This window comes from Streptomyces sp. NPDC048419, from assembly GCF_043200415.1.
In the GTDB taxonomy this organism is placed as follows: domain Bacteria; phylum Actinomycetota; class Actinomycetes; order Streptomycetales; family Streptomycetaceae; genus Streptomyces.
Genome location: NZ_JBICXT010000029.1, coordinates 53,476 through 70,786 on the forward strand (window position 1 = coordinate 53,476; position 17,311 = coordinate 70,786).

The following is a 17,311-nucleotide window of genomic DNA, read 5'->3' on the forward strand; positions in this document are numbered from 1 at the left end:
GGTCAGTCCTTCAGTCCGGCGTTGATGTCGGCGCCCATCACGTAGCGCTGGAAGACCAGGAAGATGACGATCAGAGGGATCATGGAGATGACCGACGCGCCCAGCAGGACCGACCAGTTGATGTTCTGCGCGCCGACGATGCTCTGGATGCCGATCTGCACGGTGAACTTGTTGGGGTCGTTGAGCATCAGCAGCGGCCAGATGTAGTCGTTCCACCGCCACTGGAAGGACAGGATGGCGAGGGTCAGCATGATGGGCCGGGAGAGCGGCACCATGATCCGCAGGAAGATCGACAGTTCGCGGGCGCCGTCGATGCGCGCGGCTTCCACGAGTTCGTCGGGAACCGTCAGGAAGAACTGGCGGAACATGAAGCATCCGGTCGCGGTGAGCACGGCCGGGAGGATGATGCCGCCGAAGGAGTTGTAGAGGCCGAGGTTGCGGACCACCAGGAATTCCGGGGCGAGCATGACCTCGGACGGCAGCATCGTGGTGGCCAGGATGCAGACGAAGAAGACCTTGAGCCACTTGTTGTCGTACTTGGCCAGGGCGTACCCGGTGCAGCAGCTGGCTCCCACCGTGAGGACCGTCGTGATCACGCACACGATGGTCGTGTTGATGAAGTACTGGGAGAAGTTGGCACTGCGCCACGCCGTCAGGTAACCCGACAGCGTGGGGTTGTGCGGAACCAGCGTCAGCGGATAGGAGAACAGGTCCGAGGCCGGCTTGAGGGAGCTGAGGATGAACCACAGCACCGGCAGCCCGTAGAGGCACGCCAGGATCCACAGCAGCGTCGTCGCGGACACCGCCTGCCGGAGCCCACCGCTGCGCGCCCCGCGGGGCCGCTTCTTGGGGACGGCCCGTCCACGATCGGCGTCGACCGGGCGTGACATGTCTGTGGTTGTCATCGGTTCTCCACCCGCCGGTTGACGATCAGCTGGATGATCGCGACGGCCATCAGGATGAGCATGAGCACGAACGACGCGGCGCTCGCGTAGCCGATCTGGCCCCGTTGGAATCCGGTCTGATAGATGTACTGAACAAGCAGGTTGTTCGACGTGCCGGGTCCGCCGTTGTTGAGGGAGACGAACAGCGGGTATTCCTTCATCGCGTTGATCGTGTTGAGCAGGATGACGATGAACGAGGTGGGCGCGATGCTCGGCAGCGTGATGCTGATGAACTGGCGCCACGGCCCGGCACCGTCGAGCGAGGCCGCCTCGTAGTACGACACCGGCACGTTCTTGATCGCCGCGATGAACAGCAGCATCGAGAAGCCCGTCCAGGCCCAGGACGCCGCCATCACCACCACCAGCAGCGACAGGTCGGCGTTCGACTGCCACGGAACGGCGTGCCCGCCGAGCTTCTCGATGACGTAGTTGACCAGTCCGAAGTTCTCGCCGAACAGCCACCGCCACAGGACACCCACGACGATGGGCGACAGCAGCCACGGGATGAAGAAGAGGACGCGGGCGACCGACGCTCCCTTGGCGTGCTTGCTCACCACCACGTTGGCGACGAGCAGCGAGAGCGCGAAGTTCAGCGGGACGAAGAGCACGGTGTACAGCAGCGTCCGCGTCAGCGCGTCGTAGAAGGTGGAGTCCCCGAACAGGTTGTGGTAGTTGTCCAGTCCGACGAACTGGAACGCCCCCACGCCCGTGTAGTTCGTGAAGGAGTAGACGAGCCCGATCACCGCCGGCCAGACGAAGAACAGCGCGAAGAGCACGACGTTGGCCGCGATGAGGACGAGCGGCGCGACGGTGTAGCTGTTGCGTCTCCTGGGCGGGCTCACGGACACGTCCGAGGCGCGTTTTGTCATCTTCCTGACTCCGTGCTGGTGGAATGGGTTCCTGTGGGCTCAGGCCCTGAGCCCGGCATCACGTGGGCGCCCGAGGGCCGGGCGGCGGAGTCTTGCCCGCCGCCCGGCCCTGAGGCCTACGATCCGCCGCCGACCTGCTGGTTGTAGCCGGCCACGATGTTGTCCAGTGCCTTGCCGACCGACTGCTGGCCGTTGATCGCCTTGCCGAGCTCCGTCTTGGTCGGGTCGGTGGTCAGGCTCTTGCCCTTGAGCACCCAGTTCGTCTGCGCGGTGTTGAAGTAGCCCGAGATCGGCGCGTAGAGCGGGATCTCCTCGTTGTAGAGCTTGAACGCCGCCTGCGCCGCCTCGGACTTGAAGGGGTACGTCGGGTTCAGACCGCTCTCCACGGGCAGGAACCCGGACGCCTCGCACAGCTCGCGGTAGTGGTCCGGCTCGTACAGCCACGACATGAACTTCTTCGCGGCGGTGGACGCGGCGCCGTTGTTGTTGAACCCGACCATCATGCCGCCGCTGTTGACGTCGCTGGCCTGCACCGGCTGGGCGGGAGTCGGGACGCTCGCCCACTCGAACTTCTTGATGCTGTCCGCGAAGGCGGGAACCTGCCACACGCCGGACCAGTAGGCGACCACGTCACCGCTCTGGAACATGGCCGACGGGTCGGCGCCGCTGGTCCACACCGACTTCGGCATGGTCTTGTCGTCGTTCAGTCCGACGAAGTAGTTCACGGCCTTCTTGGTCGCGGCGTCCACCGAGAACTTGCCGGAGGAGTCCGCGTGGACGTACTTCCCGCCCATCTCGTACACCATGGCGCGGAGCCGGGACGGCGACTGGTCGAACGTCAGGGAGTACTTGGCGCCGGTCTTCTCCCGGACCTGGTCCGCGGCCTTGATGAAGTCGGTCCACGTCCAGGTCTTGTCGGGCGAGGCCGGGACGGAGACACCGGCCTTCTTGAACAGCGTCTTGTTGATGAACAGGCCGGACGCGGTGACGTCCGAGGGGATGGACAGCACCCTGCCGGACGAGTCCTTGGCGAGGAAGTTGGCGTTGATGTTGTTGGTCTTGTCGTTGGCGACGGAGCTGAGGTCGATCAGCTTGTTCGACCAGATCGGGTCCAGCGCCGGCACGTCCGCCACGTCCGGCAGCGAGTTCGCCTGCGCGGCGTTGTGCAGCTTCGTCGGGTAGCCGTCGTAGGGGATGTTGACGAGCTTGACCTTGACGCCGGTTTCCTTCTTGTACTGCGCCACCAGCTTCTTCCAGCCCGCGTCCTGCCCCGGAACCGTGGAGATCCAGAACGTCAGCGACTTGGAGGTTCCGCCCGAGCCGGATCCCGAGCCGCCGCAGGCGGAGAGCAGAAGGGCACCTGCCGTGGCCACGGCAGCGAGGGGAACCACGCGGCGTATGCCACCGCGGCCGAGTCGGCGGGAGCGCCGCACACCCACACTGATCATCTTCGATCCCTTTTCGTCATTGGGGATGGAGCACGGCGCCGACCGAGGCGGCACGGGTGCATTTTGCAGGAAATTTCGCTTTCCGGGGGCGCGGCCTCGCCCGGCCGCATCGCTCCTTGACGGATGGGATCCCCGGCCATGAGGGCCGTCGTCGCACAAGCTCACCCTCGTGCGGCTGCCGTACTTCGCGTACGGGCGGGACGCCAACCCAAGCCGGCGTCCCGACCGACTTAGAAAGCGCTTGTCCGGACATTGGCAGACCGAGTCGGAAGCCGTCAATCCTTCGCCCGCGCGGCCTCGGTCACGGTTTGGACTCCCCGGGCGACCGCGAGCCGGGTTGCACCGACGACCGTGCCGAGGTCACCGACGGTGCTGCTGACCACTTCGGTGGGCCAGCTCAGCCGCGCGAGTTCGGCCCGTACACCGGGAAGTATCTGCGGATCGGCGGCGGTGCTGCCGCCCAGGACGATCAGCCCCGGGTCCAGTACGGCGGTCACGGCGGCGGCGAGCCGGCCGACGTCCGCGGCATGGCGGGCGAGCACGGCACGGGCCGTCTCCCGGCCCTCCCCGGCGAGGGCGAAGAGCTGCTCGGCGGTGCGGGGGCACGGCCCGTCCTCGGCCCGCCAGGCGACCGCCGCCCGCCGCAGGAGCGAGCGCGAGCCGATGTGCTCCTCGATCGCCTCGTGGCGCGGCTCACGGCCCTCGTCCCAGGGGTAGGGCAGCCGGGCCAGCTCACCCGCGGCCCCGTTGGCCCCGCGCAGCACCTGCCCGCCGACCACGATGCCGAGACCGATGCCGACGCCGATGCGCAGATAGCCGAAGGTGTGCCGGCCGCGTGCGGCGCCTTCGTGGAGTTCGGCGAGCGCGGCGCAGTTGACGTTGTTCTCGAGGTGGACCGGAACACCCGGCGGCAGCGCGACCGCCATGGCGTCGAAGACGGGCCCGGCCTTGGCCGTCGCGGGGCGCACGCCGAAGCCCTCCTTGCCCCGCGCGGTGACGTCGCCGACGGCGACGACGACGGTGCGCAGCGGCGCCCCGTCGGGCAGCGCGGCGAGCGCCTCGCGCACCACGTCGGGGGCCTCGGGCCGGGTCCCGGTGGCCTCGGCGAGCAGGGTGCCGTCCAGGGCGCAGCCGCGCACCCGGGTCACGGCGGGGCCGAGGTCGACCGCGAGCACGACGCCGGCGGCCGGGCCGAGACCGTAGACGGCGGCGGACCGGCCAGTGGCGCCGGAGGCGGTGCCGGAGTGGGCGGCGAGCCGGGCGCCCTCCAGCTCGGCGACGGCTGAGGACACGGTCGGCTTGGACAGACCCGCCAGGCTCGCGAGCTGGGGCCGGGTCGCGCTGCCCGCCTCGGCGAGCACGGCGAACACGGCGCTCGCGCTCTCGGTCAGGCGGGGGGCTTGCGCCACGTCGTGTATCACAGTTCTCCCACGGGTCAGGGTCGCTCGGTGATCGAGTGCGCGACACCTCTTGACGCACTGTACTTCGTTAGTTAACTTCCTAACGAACTTCACGGTACTCGCCTGCCGTGTCCGCCAGAGGCCCGTCCCGGGGCTTCCCTAGTTCCTCGACTCCCCTTGTCCCAGGCACGGTTCGCCCGCCGTCGCAGTGCAACGCAAGTGCAGTGCAGCACAACGACGAAAGAGGATCCGTGCAGGACTCCACGCCCCTCGTGGTCGGCATCGACGTGGGTGGCACCAAGACACATCTGCGTGCCTACGCCGGTTCCGGCCGCGTCGCCGACCATGTGCGGACGAGCAGCGGCTGGCGGCCCCACGACCCCGTGGCCGCGGCCGCCCGGCTGGCCGCGGTGGTCTCCGAGGCGCTGCCCGCGGGCGCGCGCCCGTCCGCCGTCGCCGTGGGCGGCCACGCCTGCGAGACACCGCGCCAGTGCGCGCAGATACGTACCGCCCTGCAACTCCACTTCGACGTGCCCGCGTCGGTCGTCGGTGACGCCGAACTGCTCGTGCCCGCCGCCGGCCTGGACAAGGGCGTCGGTCTGGTCGCCGGCACCGGGTCCGTCGCGGTGGGCCGCCTGGCCGGCGGCGATCCCGTCCAGGTCGGCGGCTGGGGCGCGGTGCTCGGCGACGAGGGCGGCGCGGCCGGTCTCGTACGCGAGGCGGCGCGGGCCGCGTGGGCGGCGCACGACCGCGGGGAGGAGCCCGACGCACTCGCCCGGGGTCTGCTCGCGTCCTTCGGCGTTCCCGAGGTACCTGCACTCGGCGCCGCGCTGGAGAGCGCCGCCGATGTCTCCGCGGAGTGGGGCCGGCACGCGCCGGCCGTGTTCGCGGCCGCCGAGGCGGGCTCACCGCTCGCCCGTGCGGTGATTGCCGAGGCCGGCCGTTCGCTGGCCGGGCTCGTGGAACGGCTCGCCGAGCGGGGGGTCGCGGTGGACGACGTGGTCGTCGCGGGCAGCACGATCCTCGCCCAACCTCCGCTGTACGAAGCCTTCGTGGCCTCGCTCGCCGCGTCCCTGCCCGGAGCGCGCCCGCAGCCGCTGGGCGTGCCGCCGGTCGAGGGGGCCGTTGCGCTGGCCCGCTCGATCCTGTGAACCCGCAGGCCCGCGTTCACGCACACGCCACATCCCGGCCGCCGGCCCCTCGCCGACGGGTCAGGGCCCGGCCGTAGATCTTCGCTCAAAGGTTCACGGGTCCCACCGGATTCAACCGTCCCACCAGGCACCTCTGCTCGCTCTTCCTTCAGGCCGCAGGGCCGCAGAACTCAAGAGAGGCACACGCATGCCGTCATCAGCCGGGTACGGCTCCTCCTCGTCGGCCGGTCGACTCCCCGTCGGCAGACGGGGAGTCCTCAAGACCTCCCTGGGCGCATCGGCCGGTGTGCTGGCCGCGCCCACCTTCGTGACGTGGCTGACCGCGGCCGACGCCAAGGCCGCCACGGCCCCGGCCGCGTTCGTCGACGACTACACGACCAACGTCTCGGCGAACGTCACGCCCGAGACCAACGCCGTCGTCCGCGTCCTCGGCGGCTTCGCCCAGGTCTGGAAGACCGGCGGCGCCTGGAACACCGGCACGCCGCTGCGGCCCGAGGTGCTGCGCGCCAACATGCGCTACTGCGCCCGGATCACGGGTGCGCGCACGGACGCGCAGGCGAAGGAGGCGTTCCTCTACGACCGCCAGCACCAGAGCTACGCGATGATCGCGGGCCTGGGCCCCCTGGCCGGCCTCTACCGGGCGGGCGCCAAGGCGGTCACGTCGATCACCGTCGCCCCCGACGGCACGCCGCCCGCCAAGATCGACGACGCCGTGCCCGCCGACGCCCCGGCCGGCTCCGCGCTCGGCGCCGGGTCGCACGACTCCGACCTCGGCAAGGTGGCGGAACTGGTCGACACGGTGCGCGGCCCGTACGCCTCCGGCAACCCGTCCAAGTACGCCTACCAGTACCCGCGTCCGTGGCGCATGAACGAGGACAGCGAGGTCGTCGACACGGGCCGCACGGACGCGCTCGGCTTCCCCGTGTACGACTCGAAGGTGGTCGTCGCGCCGCAGCTGCTGCGCCAGCGCAGCACGAGCCCGACGGACGACGGCGGCTTCCCCAGCGGCCACACCAACGCCTTCCACCTGGCCTGCCTGGCTTACGCGTACGCCGTTCCCGAGCGGTTCCAGGAGCTGGTGACGCGCGCCTTCGAGCTCAGCCACACCCGGATCGTGGCGGGCATGCACTCCACGGTCGACGTGCTCGGCGGCCGCGTCATGGCCACGGCCCTGGCCGCCGCCACCCTGGCCGACCCGGCGAACGCCGCCCTCAAGGCCGCGGCCCGCGCCCAGGCCCTCGCCTACTTCGAGGCGCAGACCGGGACCACGGCCGACACCCTCTTCGCCTTCGCCCACTCCGACGCGAGCGACCCCTACGCCGACCGCGACGCCAACGCCCGCGCGGTCGCACCCCGCCTGACGTACGTGCTGACCCGCCAGGGCCGCAGCCTGCCGCCGACCGTGCCCAAGGGCGCCGAGGTGCTGCTGGAGACGCGGCTGCCGTACCTGGACGCGGACCGGCGCCGCGAGGTCCTGCGCACGACCGCACTGCCCTCCGGGTACGTGCTCCTCGACGGCTTCGAGCAGTGGGGACGGCTCAACCTGTTCGCCGCGGCGGACGGCTACGGTGCCTTCGACTCCGACGTGACGGTGACGCTGGACGCGGCGGCGGGCGGCTTCCACGCGGCCGACAGCTGGCGCAACGACATCGACGGCGACGGCGGGCTGACCAAGCGGGGCACCGGCGCACTCACCCTGACCGGCCACAACACGTACACCGGCGGCACCGTCGTGGAGGACGGCACCCTGGTCGCCGCCTCGCCCCACGCGCTGGGCCACGGCGACGTGCGGGTGTCCGGCGGAACGCTGCGGACGGAGCAGCCGGTGCGGGTGCACGGTGTGTTCTCCCAGGAGTCCGCCACGCTGGAGCTGCCCCTGCGTTCGGGCCACGAGCCCGCCCTGGAGGTGACGCGCCGCGCTCTGCTCGGCACGGGCAGCGTGCTGTCGCTGCGGCTCGACGACCGCAGGCCGCCCGCCGCGGGCAGCACGGTGCGCGTCCTGTCGGCTCCGCGGCTGCGCGGATCGTTCGACCGCGTCGAGCTGAACTCCGACCGCCTGCGGGCCGTACCCGTCTACACGACGGAAGGTCTGTCGGTACGACTCCTGAAGCGGTGACGCCCGGGGGGCGGGCGCTGGTGCGAGAGTAGGGCCCATGGGACGGGTCCGGATCAGCCCCGCCTCCTTGCGGCCGGCGTCGGCGCGGGGCGGATGATGGCGCAGGAACAGCACTCGGTCCTCGAGCCGGGCACGCACGACGACGAGGAACACCCGCCGGGACGAGTGACGGCGGCCGAACCGTCGCGCCGGCCGGGCAGGCGGTGGCTGGTGCCGCTGCTGGTCGTCGTGCTGCTCGGTCAGATGGCGGCGGCCATGGTCACCACCGCCGTGCAGCAGACGCCGACGATCGACGAGCCCATCTACGTCGCCACGGCCGCCGACTACCTGCACGAGCACCGCGTGCGCCTCAACCCCGAGCATCCGCCGCTCGGCAAGCTGATCGTCGCCGCCGGGGTGGCGATCGCCGGCCCGCACGTCGACACGGCGTACAAGGGCGGCCAGAGCCAGGCCGGGCGGCATCTGCTGTACGAGTCCGGGAACGACCCGTGGCGGCTGATGTTCTGGGCCCGGCTGCCGATGATCGTGCTGACCCTGCTGTTCGGGCTCGTCGTGTTCGCCTTCGCCCGTGAACTGGCGGGCGCAGTGGCCGGGTTGGCGGCGCTCGCGCTGTACGCCTGCTCCCCCGACGTCATCGCGCAGGGCTCGCTGGCCACGCTGGACGTACCGGCGGCCGGCTTCGTGCTGACGTCGGCGTGGCTGCTGTGGCGGGCTCGGCGCAGGCCCCGGCTGTACGTGCCGCTGGCCGGTGTCGCGCTCGGGGCGGCGCTGGCCACGAAGATGAACGTGCTGCCGGTGGTTCCGGTCCTGATGGCACTGGCCGCCTGGTCGGTGTGGCACGCGCGTTCCGGCGACCGGCGCAGGAGTGGGGCGCGGGCCGCGGTGGCGGCGCTCGTCACCGCCGTCGTGGCCGTGGCCGTCGTATGGGTGTCGTATCTGGTCGTCGATCCGCGGCTGCGCTGGACGCCCGCGCCGGACCAGCCCGTGCCCGCGGTGCACGGCCCGAAGGGGTTGCTGGTGCGGCTGATGCCGCTGCCGGCGTCCTACCGGGACGGCATGCGCATCCAGTTCGGGCTGGAGAACTACCCGTGGCAGGGCTTCCTCTTCGGCCATCTCTACACGGGGTCCCGCTGGTACTACCTGCCGGCCGCCCTGCTGGTGAAGACGCCGCTCGGCATGCTCGCCCTGTGGATCGCCGGTGCCGTGGTGATGGTGGCGGTACGGCGGGTGCGGCCCGCCGCGCCCTATGTGCTCGTGCCCGCCGCCGTGCTGCTGGCCGCCGCCATGACCGGGTCGCGGGACTTCGGGACGCGGTATGCCGTCTTCGTGCCGCTGTTCCTCGCGGTGGCCGCGGGCTGCGTCCTCACGGTGCGGTGGCGGTGGGCGCCGCTGGCGACCGCGGCCCTGGTGCTGTTCGTCGCGGTCAGTTCGCTGCGGACGTTTCCCTACTATCTGCCGTACTCCAACGAGGCGTTCGGTGGTCCGGCCAGGACGCATCTGCGGCTGCACGACTCCAACGTGGACTGGGGCCAGGACCTCGGCCGGCTCGCGGACCGGCTGCACGAGCGGTACCGGGGCGAGCGGATCTGGCTCGTCTACAAGGGCAGCGGAGTGCCGTCGTACTACGGCCTCGACGCCCGCGACCCGCGCAAGGTGGCGCCGCGTCAGGTCCACGGGCTGCTGGTGGTGTCGGACTCGGCGGCGGCCAAGGCGCGGGGCCGGCTGGCCACGTTGATCCACAGCAGTCGCGCGATCGACGAGGTGGGGTATTCGATCACGATCTACCAGCGGTGAGACGTGCGCTACAAGCCCTGGTCACGACGGTGCGTGAGCTATGTTGAAGCACTGTGGGAGACAAAGGAGGCGCACCGGTGCCATCGCCGCAGCAGGCACGCGCACAGGCATCCGCCATCACGTCCGGCAAGACCGCACCCGAGGTCGAGGCCGCCCCGGCCTCCCAGCTCAGAACGCTCTTCGACCGGCCCCGCCTCTCCCCCGGCCAGCGGCGTATCGCCCAGTACCTGATCGAGCACATCACCGAGGCGGCCTTCCTCTCGATCACCGACCTCGCCGAACGCGTCGGCGTGAGCCAGCCCTCGGTGACGCGCTTCGCCGCCGCGGTCGGCTTCAGCGGCTACCCGGCGCTGCGCGAGAAGCTCCAGTCGATCGCCCTCGGCACCCTGGCGGGCGGGCCCGGCGCGACGGAGGAGAACGTCAGCAACGAGCTCCAGGCGGCCATCGACGCGGAGATCGAGAACCTGGAGAACCTGCGGCGCGACTTCGCCGACCCCGACCGGGTCATCGACCTCGGCCGCAAGCTGTCGGCGTCCACCCCGCTGACCGTTCTCGGGCTGCGTATCTCGGCCTCGCTCGCGGAGTACTTCGCGTACGCGGCGCGGCGTATCCATCCGGACGTGCGTCTGGTGACACGGGGCGGCAGCGTCGCCTACGACGCGCTGTTGCAGTCGCGTGAGGCGGGCGGCACGTGGGTGCTGGCGTTCTCGATGCCCCGGCACGCCCAGGAGACCCTCGCCGCGGTGCGGGTCGCGCGCAGCGCCGGGCTGCGGATCGCCCTGGTCACGGATCTGGCGCTCGGTCCGGTCGCCGCCGAGGCGGAGGTCGTCTTCGCCACCGGCACCGGGTCCCGCCTGGTCTTCGACACCTACGCGGCGCCCGGCGTGATCTCCTCGGCGCTGCTGCAGGCCATGACCGACGCCGACCCCGAGCGCACCCAGGCGCGCCTGGAGGAGTACGAGCAGATCTCCGAGCAGCACCAGTTCTTCCTGCGCGACTGAGCTCCCGCGCTCAGAGGCAACACCACTCACTCCGGCTTTCACCCATTACAAAGGGACCTTTCACTACATATCGCGCATGAATGTTTTCATGCGTCTTGCAAAGCGGACGGCATATATAAATACTGCTCAGGCGTCACCCCGGACACCCCCCGGAGCCGCCGTCTCCTACCCGCGTCGGCGCTCGTGGTGTCCGGGCGGGCCTCGTCCGTGCGAGCGCCCTTGGCGGTCCCGGTCATCCCCTAGGCCGGGGCCGCCCGCCCTTGTCGGACCACCCTTCCGACGCCGCAGACCGGAAGCGACGATCATGCAACTGACGACCACGCGCATCAGCCCGGACTGGCCGTGCCAGGTCAAGCAGCCCGGTTCCTACGACTGGGAGCGCTCGGCGGCCAAGTGGCTGCGCGAACTGGTGCCCGCACGCTACGGCAGCTACCCGGCGCTGATCCGCCATCCCGTGCTGCTCGCCCGCCATGCGCACATCCAGGTCCAGCAGGAGATCCGCGTCGCCCGCACCGCCCTGCAGACCGCACGCGCCGACCTGCCGGCGCTCGGCCTGCCGGAGTCGGTCATCGAGCACACGATCAAGCTGTACGCGGCCGAGGTCATGCAGCTCCAGCACATCGCGCGCAGCGTCCGCGCGGTCAGCCAGGCCCTGATCGACTCCGGGCGCTGACGACGCCCGGTGCATGATCCGGGCCACACGTGGCACACGTGGTGACCATGAGCACCACCGAGCTGCGCGGAGGCAAACCGGTCACCAGTGTCCTCACCTGGCAAGTGCGCCCCGGCCACCAGCAGGAGTTCGAGGAGTGGACCCGCGGCATCACCCGCTGCGCCAGACGGTTCCCCGGCAACGAGGGCGTCTTCTGGCTGCGCCCCGAGGACGGCCACCGCTACCACGCGGTGCTCCGCTTCTCCGACGCACGGCGGCTGGGGCAATGGCTGGAGTCCGACGAGCGGGCGTCCTGGCACGCGCGGATCGACGACGTCGCCACCGAGATCGGCAGCGAGCGGCAGTCGACAACCGGAATGGAGACCTGGTTCAGCCTGCCCGGCACCACGGTGCAGTCGCCGCCGCGCTGGAAGATGGTGCTCACCACCTTCCTCGGGGCCTACCCCTGCACCCTGCTCATCCAGTGGCTGGTGACGCCGCGCACCGCGACGTGGCCGCTGCCGCTGCGCGCGGCCGTGTTTCCCTTGGTGCTGCTGCCGGTGCTGACGTACCTGGTCATGCCACGGCTCAGCCGGCTGTTCCGGCTGTGGCTGTACCGGCCGCCGGACGAGTGACCCACGCGCCGGACCGGGGCGCCGGCCACCAGGTCCTGGGCCTTCCGTTTTCGGGTGAAACCGGAACCGGAAAGACCACGATCGGAACGCCTTCGATGTGCGATGCTCGACCCGTGACGAGCGAGCCCGCACCGGGTGCGGAATCCCGCGCCGCGCCGGACACCATTGCGCTGGCCAAGGTTGTCGCCAGACAGCGCGCCGAGATGGACCGGCTGCGCGACCTGGCGGCGAAGGCAGCCGTCGTCGAGCAGGCGAAGGGCGTCGTGATGGCGCTGACGAGCTGCTCCCCCGACGCCGCGGAGGAGGAACTCCAGCGGCGCGCAGAGGCGGACAACCGCTCGCTGCTGGAGGAGTGCTGGATCACCCTCGGCACGCTGGTACCGACCACGCTCGGCGCCGCCGAGGAGCAGGCACCCGCCGTCCGCTCCGTGTCCACGACCGTGCCCCCGCGCGGCGCGGCGGACCCCGAGGACGGTCCCGCGGATCTCGGCCCGCTCGGCGGGGAACTCGTCCGCGTCAACACACCGCAGGATCTCGCCCGGTGCCTGCTGGCACATCTCGCGCCGGAGCTGGACGCCGACGCGGTCATGATCTACGCCCGGCTGCCCGCCGGAGAGCTCGAACTGATCGGGCAGGCCGGCGTCGACGACATCCTGGCCGCACAGTGGCGCCACGTGCCGCCGCTGAGCGGAATCGCCCCGCTCGAGGCGCTGCGGACCGGGGAACCGCGCTGGCTCGAGGACGCCGAGGCGGACCGCAAGAAGTACCTGCTGATCGATCCCCCGGGGCTGTGGGGGTCCCGGGCCTGGCTGCCGGTGCCCACCGGAGACGGGCCCGCCGTGTGCATCGGGGTCCTGCGCTCGCGTGTCGAGCCGTTCTCCGGGCGCGCCCGGGAGCATCTTCAGGCGGTGGCCCGGCTCTGCGCCGGCCGGCTGCTCGCGATCGGCATCCGCCCCCAGGACACCGCCGACGCCTCCGCGGGCGCCGTGCAGGCCGTGTTCGACGCGCTGCCCGAGGCGGCGATGCTGCTCGCGCCGGTGCGGGCCGCGGCGGGCGGCATCGAGGACTACCGCATCGACGCGGCGACCGCACAGGCCGTCGACGTGACCGGGCGGGCCGGACGGGACCTGATCGGCCGGCGGTTCCGCGAGTGCTGCCCGGCGCTCGCGGACGAGCCCATGTGGCAGGGCCTGAAGGACGCGCTGGCCACCGGAACGCCGTACGAGAGCGAGCCGTTCGGTCTTCAGGAGATGGTGGACGGCGTCACGGAACTGTTCAGCTACACGGTGCGGGCCGCGCGACTGGGCGAGGGCCTCGTCGTCACCTGGGTCCGGCACGGCTCGTCCGACCGGCAGGAGCAACGCCTGGCGGATCTCCAGCGGCTGGGCGGTCTCGGCTGGGCGAGCTGGAACCTGATCACACGCGAGGTCACCTGGTCGTCCCAGGTGTTCGCCCTCTTCGACCGCGACCCGGCGGACGGTCCCGTCGCACTGACCGAACTGCCCGTTCTCGCCCTGCCCGAGGACGTACCCGCGCTGACCCGCGCCATCGGTGAACTGCTGGCGGAGGGGCGGACGTTCGACGTCCCCTTCCGGGTCAGGACGGCGGACGGGCTGCGGCATCTGCGGGCCGTGGCCGAGGCCGTGCCGGACTCCGCCGGGACGACGGTCGAGGTGCACGGCGTCGTCCAGGACCTCACCGCGCAGCGCAGCGCGGAACTCGCCCTCGTGGAGAGCGAACGGGCCATACTCACCCAGCACGACGTGCTGCGCGCCGAGCGGACCCTGGCCGGCCGGCTCCAGCACGCGCTGCTCCCCCTGCCCACCAGGCCGGTGCGGCTGGCGGGGCTGCGCGTCGACGTCGCCTATCTGCCCGCGCAGTCGGGCGTCCACGTCGGCGGCGACTGGTTCAGCGCCATAGAACTGCCGGACGGGGACGCCCTGTTCATGGTCGGTGACGTCGCCGGACACGGCATCGACGCGGTCGCCACGATGGCCCAGCTCCGGTTCACGGCCAAGGGCATGGTCATCACCGGGTCCTCACTGACGGGCGCGCTCACCCGGCTCAACACGCTGCTGCTGCACTCCCGCGACTCGCACGGCACCGCGACCCTGGTCCTCGCCCGCTACAACCCGACCGAGGGCCGCCTGGTCTGGGCCCAGGCCGGGCATCCGCCGCCCCTGCTGCTGCGTGACGGCCAGGTGCGCTATCTGGACCGCCCCCGCGGCATGCTGCTCGGGGCGAGCCCGGCGCCCGGCTACGAGGAGGCGGTGTGCCGTCTCGCACCGGGCGACCGTGTCCTCTTCTACACGGACGGCCTGGTCGAGCGGCCCGGGGAGGGCATCGACCGGGGCCTGAAGCGCCTCGCCGACGCTGTACTGAGCCACACCGACGAGCCCGCCTCGCTGTCCCTGGGACCGCTGCTCTCCTCGATGCTGGAGGGCGAACGGCGGGACGACGTCTGCGTGCTGGACCTCAGGGCCCCGGCGGAGTCGGACTAGCCGGACCGAGCCTCGGGGCCAGGCCTCGTACTCCGGGCGCCTCAGCCGGTGCCGTACGACGTCCGTGACTCCAGTGAGCGCCGGGTGTCGTCGCCGTAGACGCCGGTCTCGTCGCCGCTGATGCCGTACCAGAGCTGGAAACGGGCCACCGCGGCCTTGAGGGTGGCGTCGTAGCTGCCGCTCGTGGAGCCGTCGGGGTAGATGTCCGGTACGCGCAGCAGGCGTTGCTGGAGGTCAGTCACCTCGGGACCGCTGTCGCCCTCACGCAGGGTGCCGGGACCGTCGGGGTCCGAGGCGTCGGTGGCGGCGGCCGCGGTCGGCTCGGCGGACGCCGTGGGGCGGGGCGTCTGCGCGGCGGCGTGGTCGCCGCGGCCGGGCAGCAGAAGAGCACAGCCGAAGCCGACCAGCGCGGCCGCGGAGACGGCGACGGCGATCGCGGCACGGCGCTGTCCGGGGCCGAATCCCCAGCGGTGTCCGGATCCCCGGCGTCCGCCGCCGCGCGATGCCTTGTCGTCGTCGGCGCCCACGCGCGGGAGTTCCTGCGTCTCGCCCTCGTCCCAGGACCGCGGGTTGGGCACGGCCACGGACTCGAGGTCCTCACGGCCCTGCTCCATCTCCTTGAACAGTTCGGCGAGGGAGTCGGTGCGCCGCGGGCGCAGGACACGGATGGGTTCCAGGGGCGGGCGGTCGTGCGGCGACCCGGAACCGGGCGGTGTGGGCACAGTGCTCTCCTTCCGCCCCCTGGCAGAGGCCTCCGCGATCCCCGACGAGTGATACGCGGCCGCCGCCCCGGAAGTTCAGCACCCGGCGCCGGACGCCCTCGCCGCGTGGACGGCGAGAGCACTGAGTTCCCCGACACCACTGCACCGAGTGCCATGAGTGCCGTACCGATGCTACGTTCCGTTCATGACTACGGAGGCGGCGGCCGGGAAGCCACCGATGCGGGACGCGCTGGTCGCTGCGGCGTTCCGGCTCTTCCTGGAGCGGGGCTACGAGCAGACGACGGTCGACGACATCGTGGCGCTCGCCGGCGTCGGACGGCGGTCGTTCTTCCGCTACTTCCCTTCCAAGGAAGACGTCGTCTTCCCCGACCACGAGCGGTGTCTGGCCGACATGACGGCGTTCCTAGCCGCGAGCGAGGCGGACGACGAGCCCGTGCGGCGGGTCTGCGACGCGGCCCGGCTCGTGCTGCGGATGTACGCCGAGAACCCGGCGTTCTCCGTGCAGCGCTACCGCCTCACCAAGAAGGTTCCGGGCCTCAGGGCGTACGAGCTGTCGGTGGTGTGGCGCTACGAGCGCGCGCTCGCGGAGTACCTGCGCGCCCGGTTCGCCGGCCGGCGCGACGGCATCCTGCAGGCCGACGTGATCGCGGCCGCCGTGGTGGCCGCGCACAACAACGCGCTGCGCTCCTGGCTGCGTTCGGACGGCGGGGACGACTCCGAAGCCGCGGTGGACCACGCCCTCGGCTACGTGCAGTCCGCCTTCGGCACATCTCCCGTGCCCCGGGTGAGCACCGGGCCGGAGGACGTGGTGATCGTCGTCGCCCGGCGCGACGCACCCCTGTGGCGGGTCGTGCAGGAGATCGAGTCCGAGCTCGGACGAAATTGAGGGTACGCAGTGCCTTTACGTGTGGCACTGAGTGCCATACATTGGTCGCGTGCACGGTGGCACGGTCAACCGGGCACGTCCGTGCACGGTTCATCCGCGCACGTTGGATTCCGGCCGAGGCGCAGGGAGTTGACCAGCGTGTACAGCTACACAGGAAACGTGGCCAGTCAGGCAGCGGGCTCCGCGGCGGGCCTGCTCGATCCCGCGACTCGCGACGCGGACACACTCCTCTTCCAGCGCTGCACCTGGTGCGGCACCTCCATGTACCACCGGCTGCTGTGTCCGGTCTGCCAGGGCGGCGACCTGCGGAACGAGCGCAGCGAGGGCACGGGCACGGTCCGCCACGCGACGGTCGTGCACCGCAACACCCCCGCCGCGCGCAACGTGTCGCTCGTCGAGATGGCCGAGGGCTTCGTCGTGCGCGGCCGGGTCATGGGCCCGCTGATCGGCATCCACAGCGGTGACCGGGTCCGGCTGTCGACCGCCGAGGACCCGGTCCGCGGCGAGCCCGTCTTCCAACTGGTCGACGAGCCCTACCGCGCCTGGACCTGACCGGCTCGCCCCTCCCGCAGTCCGGGTATCAGCTCCCGCACGGCGACCGGCCGCCCCGTCTCGAAGCAGCGGTTGGCGGCCACGCCCACGACGAGCGCGAGGGCGCCGTCGCGTTCGGTCGCCGTCCGATGCGACGCCGTGTCCGGCGCCGCCGGGCGTCCGGCCGCCACGGGTCCGAACAGCGCGTCGAGCATGCGCGGGTCTCCCCCGCCGTGCGCCTCGTGACCGGTCTCCGGCGGGACGTCGACCGGAGGCCGCCGAAGCGGGCGCAGCGTGAGCCGCGCGCCGCCGGCGTGTTCCGCGGCCGTGTCTCCGTGCAGGGCACCGCTGTGTGAGGCGACCGGGTCCCGCTGCGGCGTCCAGCGGCTCTCCTCGACCTCCAGCTCCAGACGGCCGCCGCTGCCGTTGAACATCACCCGGTAGCCCTCCCACGGGGAGTAGGCGGTCAGGTGGTACGTCATCGTGGCGCCGCGTGCGTAGCGGACCAGGACCGCCATGTCGTCCTCGATGGTGACCGGGCCGCCGAAGACGTTGCGGTCGCGGACGTAGCCGTCGTCCTGCTCGGCGTCCGGATACAGCGCCCGCAGGGTGTCGTTGCCCGCCAGGTCCAGCGCGAACGGGTCGTCCGCTGCCCGGGGCG

Annotated in this window: 15 protein-coding genes; 9 read left to right on the plus strand and 6 right to left on the minus strand. The window is 71.5% G+C overall.

Annotation, left to right across the window (positions count from 1 at the left end; genetic code table 11):
• Window positions 1-2 precede the first annotated feature (2 nt).
• The 4 genes from ACGFYN_RS39285 to ACGFYN_RS39300 form a co-directional block, all read right to left on the minus strand.
• Entirely contained in the window at window positions 3-905 is a 903-nt protein-coding gene (locus tag ACGFYN_RS39285) for a carbohydrate ABC transporter permease (RefSeq protein ID WP_393870776.1), read from the minus strand.
• Window positions 902-1,813 carry a carbohydrate ABC transporter permease gene (locus tag ACGFYN_RS39290; protein WP_393870777.1) on the minus strand — a complete coding sequence of 304 codons (912 nt, stop codon included), beginning with the start codon at window positions 1,811-1,813 and terminating at the stop codon, window positions 902-904. Before ACGFYN_RS39290 ends, ACGFYN_RS39285 begins: the two co-directional genes overlap by 4 nt.
• A 116-nt stretch (window positions 1,814-1,929) precedes the next feature.
• Window positions 1,930-3,261, minus strand: coding sequence for an ABC transporter substrate-binding protein (locus tag ACGFYN_RS39295; protein WP_393870778.1), 1,332 nt, complete (start codon window positions 3,259-3,261; stop codon window positions 1,930-1,932).
• Window positions 3,262-3,536: 275 nt separating this feature from the next.
• Window positions 3,537-4,670, minus strand: coding sequence for an ROK family transcriptional regulator (locus ACGFYN_RS39300; protein ID WP_393870779.1), 1,134 nt, complete (start codon window positions 4,668-4,670; stop codon window positions 3,537-3,539).
• A 242-nt stretch (window positions 4,671-4,912) separates the two neighbouring features.
• Between ACGFYN_RS39300 and ACGFYN_RS39305 the strand changes: the two genes are divergently transcribed.
• The 7 genes from ACGFYN_RS39305 to ACGFYN_RS39335 all read left to right on the plus strand — a co-directional run bounded on the left by ACGFYN_RS39305 (window position 4,913) and on the right by ACGFYN_RS39335 (window position 14,511).
• Complete coding sequence (locus ACGFYN_RS39305; RefSeq protein WP_393870780.1) at window positions 4,913-5,812, plus strand: N-acetylglucosamine kinase; 900 nt, start codon at window positions 4,913-4,915, stop codon at window positions 5,810-5,812.
• A gap of 187 nt (window positions 5,813-5,999) precedes the next feature.
• Window positions 6,000-7,928 (plus strand): phosphatase PAP2 family protein, encoded by a 1,929-nt coding sequence (locus ACGFYN_RS39310; protein WP_393870781.1) that lies wholly within the window; start codon window positions 6,000-6,002, stop codon window positions 7,926-7,928.
• Window positions 7,929-8,021: 93 nt separating this feature from the next.
• Window positions 8,022-9,722, plus strand: coding sequence for an ArnT family glycosyltransferase (locus ACGFYN_RS39315; RefSeq protein ID WP_393870782.1), 1,701 nt, complete (start codon window positions 8,022-8,024; stop codon window positions 9,720-9,722).
• A 77-nt stretch (window positions 9,723-9,799) separates the two neighbouring features.
• Window positions 9,800-10,723: a MurR/RpiR family transcriptional regulator gene (locus tag ACGFYN_RS39320; protein WP_393870783.1), complete on the plus strand. Its 924-nt coding sequence runs from the start codon at window positions 9,800-9,802 to the stop codon at window positions 10,721-10,723.
• A 304-nt stretch (window positions 10,724-11,027) separates the two neighbouring features.
• Entirely contained in the window at window positions 11,028-11,396 is a 369-nt protein-coding gene (locus ACGFYN_RS39325) for a hypothetical protein (RefSeq protein ID WP_384265292.1), read from the plus strand.
• Window positions 11,397-11,443: 47 nt separating this feature from the next.
• Window positions 11,444-12,010: an antibiotic biosynthesis monooxygenase gene (locus ACGFYN_RS39330; RefSeq protein WP_393870784.1), complete on the plus strand. Its 567-nt coding sequence runs from the start codon at window positions 11,444-11,446 to the stop codon at window positions 12,008-12,010.
• Window positions 12,011-12,213: 203 nt separating this feature from the next.
• Entirely contained in the window at window positions 12,214-14,511 is a 2,298-nt protein-coding gene (locus ACGFYN_RS39335; RefSeq protein ID WP_393870816.1) for a SpoIIE family protein phosphatase, read from the plus strand.
• A gap of 41 nt (window positions 14,512-14,552) precedes the next feature.
• Here ACGFYN_RS39335 and ACGFYN_RS39340 read toward each other — a convergent pair whose 3' ends face one another.
• Complete coding sequence (locus ACGFYN_RS39340; RefSeq protein ID WP_393870785.1) at window positions 14,553-15,233, minus strand: peptidoglycan-binding protein; 681 nt, start codon at window positions 15,231-15,233, stop codon at window positions 14,553-14,555.
• Window positions 15,234-15,450: 217 nt separating this feature from the next.
• Between ACGFYN_RS39340 and ACGFYN_RS39345 the strand changes: the two genes are divergently transcribed.
• Window positions 15,451-16,119, plus strand: coding sequence for a TetR family transcriptional regulator (locus tag ACGFYN_RS39345; protein WP_393870817.1), 669 nt, complete (start codon window positions 15,451-15,453; stop codon window positions 16,117-16,119).
• A gap of 159 nt (window positions 16,120-16,278) precedes the next feature.
• On the plus strand, window positions 16,279-16,671 hold the full coding sequence (locus ACGFYN_RS39350) for a Zn-ribbon domain-containing OB-fold protein (RefSeq protein ID WP_393870786.1): 393 nt from the start codon (window positions 16,279-16,281) through the stop codon (window positions 16,669-16,671).
• Here ACGFYN_RS39350 and ACGFYN_RS39355 read toward each other — a convergent pair.
• On the minus strand, window positions 16,653-17,168 hold the full coding sequence (locus ACGFYN_RS39355) for a hypothetical protein (protein ID WP_393870787.1): 516 nt from the start codon (window positions 17,166-17,168) through the stop codon (window positions 16,653-16,655). The genes ACGFYN_RS39350 and ACGFYN_RS39355 overlap by 19 nt on opposite strands.
• Window positions 17,169-17,311: the final 143 nt, after the last annotated feature.